General features: G+C 69.7%; 4 protein-coding genes and 1 pseudogene. 4 read left to right on the forward strand and 1 reads right to left on the reverse strand.

Annotated features, from left to right (window positions below):
* Positions 1 to 269: 269 nt before the first annotated feature.
* Positions 270 to 872, reverse strand: a complete 603-nt coding sequence (locus IJH84_RS28385) for a DUF4232 domain-containing protein (protein WP_295151058.1) — start codon at positions 870 to 872, stop codon at positions 270 to 272.
* Positions 873 to 1,378: 506 nt separating this feature from the next.
* On the opposite strand from IJH84_RS28385, the gene IJH84_RS28390 reads away from it, so the two are divergent.
* The 4 genes and pseudogenes from IJH84_RS28390 to IJH84_RS28405 all read left to right on the forward strand — a co-directional run.
* Complete coding sequence (locus IJH84_RS28390) at positions 1,379 to 3,436, forward strand: N-acetylmuramoyl-L-alanine amidase (protein WP_295151060.1); 2,058 nt, start codon at positions 1,379 to 1,381, stop codon at positions 3,434 to 3,436.
* Positions 3,437 to 3,651: 215 nt separating this feature from the next.
* Positions 3,652 to 4,134 carry a hypothetical protein gene (locus IJH84_RS28395; protein ID WP_295151062.1) on the forward strand — a complete coding sequence of 161 codons (483 nt, stop codon included), beginning with the start codon at positions 3,652 to 3,654 and terminating at the stop codon, positions 4,132 to 4,134.
* Positions 4,127 to 4,456: a transcriptional regulator gene (locus IJH84_RS28400; protein WP_295151064.1), complete on the forward strand. Its 330-nt coding sequence runs from the start codon at positions 4,127 to 4,129 to the stop codon at positions 4,454 to 4,456. The genes IJH84_RS28395 and IJH84_RS28400 overlap by 8 nt, the downstream gene beginning before the upstream one ends.
* A gap of 295 nt (positions 4,457 to 4,751) precedes the next feature.
* Positions 4,752 to 5,169, forward strand: a pseudogene (locus tag IJH84_RS28405) (hypothetical protein); the annotation flags it as partial.

A 5,169-nucleotide genomic window follows, 5' to 3' on the forward strand; every position in this document is an offset into this window, starting at 1 on the left:
GCTTGTAGTGGCCGGTAGCGCGCGAGCCGTTCCGGCTTGCGGGAGGCCGCACCGCTCCGCGACCGGCCATCGCAGATCACCGGGCCATCCAGATCACTGGGCCATCCAGATCACTGGGCCATCGCGAGCACTCCGGTGGTAACGCTCGGCCGACGCGTTCACTCCGGCACCGGCCGATTCCCGTCGCCCCGACGAATCAGCCGGGAACGGCCGCGGACACAACGAACCCCCACCGGTCGCCCGGTGGGGGTTCGGCCGTGCGGTGCGGATCAGAGGCCGACGTTCAAGCCCTGATCGACCGGCTGCATGGTGCCGACGCGGAGGCCCTTGACCGCGAGGCTCGTGCCGGTTTCCGGGTCGCTGGGCGAGATCTCGTCCACGTTGGCGCCCGAACCGTTCATGTTCGAAGCCTTCGCGTTGAAGCCCGTGGCGACCATGGCGTTCGGGTCCGACTTGTCGGTGAGCTCGAACTTCACCCCGGCGTAGGCGCTCTTGCCCGGGTCCACCACGAACTCCTTCGGCGCACCGGGGACGTCGGCGTTCTGGCTCGGCACCTGGAACTCCTCGTCGTCCATGGACTTCGGCGTCAGCACCGGGTAGCCGTCCACCTGGCAGGGCTTGTCCGAGGTGTTCTTCATGCTCAGCACGTACGACCCCGGCGCGTGCTGCGGCTGGGCATCCAGCCGGTAGGCGAAGTCCGCAGCCGTGCAGTCGCTGGACTTGCCGATGTCCACGGCACCCGGGGCGTCTCCTTGCTGGCTCTCCGGCGCCACCGCGGAGTTCGTGGCCGCCTGGCCGCTGCATCCGGCCAGCAGCAGCGCCCCACCGACCAGTGCCGCCGCCGCGCTTGCCGTACGAGTCCGCTTCACCATCGTCAAAACCTTTCCGGAGTGTGCGAGCGCGGTGTTCCCCTGCGCTTTTTCTAACCGTAGGACGGCTGCTCGCCGATGAGGTTGCGCATCGCTCGAAAAAATTCGAAAACGGCGCTGACCTGCACGGACGACGGTTCCGGTAAGGTTGAGCCGGAGTTGCGGAAGTCACTCCGATGAATTGGAGCGGCGGTTCGTGAGGGATTTCCCCGAGCGGCTCGGAAAAGCTCGGCGGGGCTGTTGAGCACGGCCCCCGCCGACATTTGGCCGCGCGCGCCGTTCATTTTGTGCACATCACTTGCCCGTTCGGGTCGCAAAACCGTTCGGCGGGTGCGGAATCCTTGCCGAGATCGCTAAGGTGCGGCCTGCGGCCTGCCGATCCCGGCGGCCGCGCGCGGGCGCCGCGCATCCGAGCGACCCCGCAGCACGAGGTCCGCGCGCCGGTGGTCGCGAATTCGCCGTGGCCCCGCGCGCGTCCGAGCATCCGCACGCGAACCGCGAGGGACGATGTGATCACTCCAAGACGCCGCTGGGCGCGGTCGGTGGTGGCGACAGCGCTCGCCGCCGGGCTGCTGACCGGCGCGAGCCAGTCCGCGTTCGGCGAGCCGCGCACCGCGCAGGCGCCGAACACCGAGGAACAACGCGCGTTCGAGTCCGCCGCCGAGGAATTCGGGGTGCCCACCCCGCTGCTGATGGCGGTCTCGTACCAGCTGACCAGGTGGGAGAACCACCACGGCGAGCAGAGCAAAGCCGGCGGGTACGGCCCGATGCACCTGACCGACGTGCGCCCGGAGCAGCTGCGCGCCGACAACCCGAAGCTGCTCGAGCAGGCCGCCGACAACCCGCGGCTGCACACCTTGCAGAAGGCCGCCGGGCTGGTCGGCTCCGACGCGGATCAGGTCAAGCGGGACATGGCGCAGAACATCCGCGCCGGTGCCGCGCTGCTGGCCGACCGCGCCAAGGAACTCGACGGCGGGAAGCTGCCGGAGAACATCGGCGGCTGGTACCCGGCGGTCGCCGAGCTCAGCGGCAGCCCGCAGGCCAGCGGTGCGCGCTCGTTCGCCGAGGACGTCTACGACGTGCTCGGGCAGGGCCGCAAGCGCACCACCTCCACCGGTCAGGAGCTTGCCTACCCCAAGGTCGCGGACGTGCGGCCGGATCGGGACCTCGCGGGCACCGGGCTGGAAGGCACCGGAGAAGAAGGCACCGGAGCGGAAGGCACCGAAGAGGCGCCGTCTGCGGAACCAAGCACGAGCCAGGACCCGGCGGGTGACCGCTCGCAGACCGGGCAGGACTCCGCCCGGACGTCCGAGCAGCCCAGCTCGTCGCAGCAGAACTCGGACCGGCAGGCGGAGTGCCCCGACGACGTCGACTGCCGCTACGTCCCGGCCGCCTACGAGCCCACGGACCCGGAAAAGCCCGCGGGCTCCTACGGCAACTACGACACCGCGAACCGGCCGCAGGACGTCAAGATCGACTCGATCGTGCTGCACAACACCGAGCTGTCGTACCAGGCGACGATCTCGGCGTTCCAGAACCCGGCCAACGCCAGCGCATCGCACTACGTGGTGCGGTCATCGGACGGCCAGATCACGCAGATGGTGCCGACCAAGGACATGCCGTGGCACGCGGGCAGCTGGGACCGCAACATCCGCTCCATCGGCATCGAGCACGAAGGCTGGGCCGCCGAGGGCGGCACCTGGTACACGGAGCAGATGTACCGGTCGTCGGCGAAGCTGGTGAAGTACTTGGCGGACAAGTACGACATCCCGCTGGACCGCACGCACATCCTCGGCCACGACGAGGTCACCGCGGAAACGCCGAAGAAGGCGGGCCTGGAGCACTACGATCCCGGCCCGTTCTGGGACTGGGCGCACTACATGAACCTGCTCGGTGCGCCGCTGGACGATGCCAGCGGCGGCGCCGAAGAAGACGTCGTGACGATCTTCCCGAACTTCGCCGAGAACCGTCCCGAGGTGCAGAACTGCCCGGACGGCAACTGCGAGGTGCTGCCGAAGCAGGGCGCCAACTTCCTGCCGTTGCGCACCGAACCGCGCGCCGACGCGCCGCTGCTGACCTCGGAGGTGGTGCACCCGGACGGTTCCGCGGGCAGCACCCGGATCGAGGACTGGGGCAACAAGGCGGCCACCGGCAGGCAGTACGCGGTCGCCGAGCGCTCCGGCGAGTGGCTGGCGATCTGGTTCGACGGCAAGAAGGCCTGGCTGCACGACCCCGACGGCAAGAACACCGCGCCAGCCGATGACGCCGAGCTGGTGCGGGCCAAGCGGGATCGGATACCGACCTACGGGCGCGCGGCGCCGACCGCCGAGGAATACCCGGAGGGCGTCGAGCCGACCGAGCTGGAGCCGTTGCCCTACGAGGTCCCGGCTGGGCAGGCCTACGTCAAGGGCCCGGACGCGAAGGCGAAGGACTACCACGTGGCCTTCGACGGGGCGGACGACCCGAACAACCACAAGGTGGTCAACGGGTCGGAGGAGTTCGTCCAGATCTCGTTCAACCACCGCTGGGTCTACGTGAAGAAGGCGGACCTGCAGGCCGCTTCCTGACCGCTCCGGCCCGGCTGGGCGGCATCGCTGGAGAACCCCCATCGGCATTGCCGGTGGGGGTTCTCCGTTGTTCGGGGCGGCCGCCTCTTCTCCCTCGGGGCAGGTACTTGCCTGCCGGGAAAGTGCCCGTGTACTTTCCTTGTAGGCAAGTACATGAGACGGCGGCAAAGTCCGGACTTCGCGGGCATCCGCCGACCGAGACGGGAGTGGCGATGATGGCGACCGAACCGACCCCGCAAGAAGCCTCCGACGCGCTGCGCGAGATCTCCGCGCGCAAGCAGCAGGCGGTCGGCCGGAACTCGCAGCCGAAGTGGGTGCTGTGGGCGACGGCGGCCCTGGTGCTCGCGCTCGGGCTCACCTCGGACCTGAGCCCGCAGCTGCGGACCCCGGTGTCCTACCTGGTGCTGGCGTTCGTGCTGGTGGTGACCATCTTGTCGCGCTGGAAGCGCCTCGGTTCCGCGATCGGGTACCAGCGATCGCCCAGCGTCCGCCCGGCGATGTCGCCGCGCACCCGGTTGCTGAACATCCTCGTGCTGCTGGTGATGATCGTGCTCGTGCTCGGGGCTTCGGCGCTGCTGCGCGATTCGGAGGTGCCGTACCCGGGCACCATCGCCAGCGTGCTGATCGTCGTGACGATGCCGCTGTGGCAGCGGTTCTTCGGCTACCGGATGCGCGGGTCGCGAGCGGACCATGGCTGAGCAGGGCGAACTGGATCAGGCGCTGCTGGATCCGACGCGGCTGTCGATCGTGTCGCTGCTGGCGGCCACGCATTGGGCGGAGTTCGGCTACGTGCGGGAATCGGTGCGGCTGTCCGACTCCGCACTGTCCAAACAGGTCAGCTCGCTGGAGAAGCTGGGCTACGTCGAGGTGGACAAGGGCTACGTCGGCAAGCGGCCGCGCACCTGGCTCAACCTCAGCCGCGCAGACCGGGAGGTGCTGACCGGGCACATCGCCGCGCTGCAACGGATCGCCGCCGACGCGGGGGAGACCGGGGCGCGGCATCAGCGGCAGGCCGATTAGCGGCGCGGAAATCTGCCCGGCCGTTTAGTTCTCGGCTGTTCGCGGATAGCCGGATTCCGTCGGCGGTGACGCCGGTTCGTAGCCGATGTCGGCGGCGCGGACTCCGCGTCGTTGCGGCTTCGCGCAGTGCGTGCGGCCCGGGATTCCCGTCGAGGGGAATCCCGGGTTTTGCCGGGCGGTGGCGGTGCTCGCGCACCGGTCGGTATGCGTGCGCATAAACTCCCGAATGGGGTGATTCCGAGTGCGGTTCGCGGAAACGCCGAGAACTCGGAACGCGAGTGCGAGGGGAGCGCGAATGTCGACCGAAGCCGGCCCGGACACTTCTCCGGGAGCAATGCCCGCCGCGCCGGAATCGAAACCGCGCACCCGGGTGTCGGTGTGGGCGCCGGATCCGCTCACGCTGCTCGGGCTGACCGAAGCGCTGCTGGGCTCGTTCGAGGTGTTCGTGCCGGACGATCGCGATGCCGAAGCCGACGTGCTGGTCTTCGCCGCCGACCAGGTCACCGACCGGGTGGTGGCGAACATGCGCCGCGCCGCGGCCGGGTCCGCAGCGCCCGCGGTGCTGGTGGCGGGTGAGCTCGAAGCGTCCCGCCTGATGAGCGTGGTGGAGTGCCGGGTGGTCGCGGTGGTCTCGCGGGCGGCGGCCACCGAGCGCAGGCTCGGCGCGGCGATCGCCGCGGCCGCCGCGGGTGGTGGCGTGCTGCCGCCGAACC

The organism is Saccharopolyspora sp. (genome assembly GCF_017434145.1).
Taxonomy (GTDB): Bacteria; Actinomycetota; Actinomycetes; order Mycobacteriales; family Pseudonocardiaceae; genus Saccharopolyspora_C; species Saccharopolyspora_C galaxeae.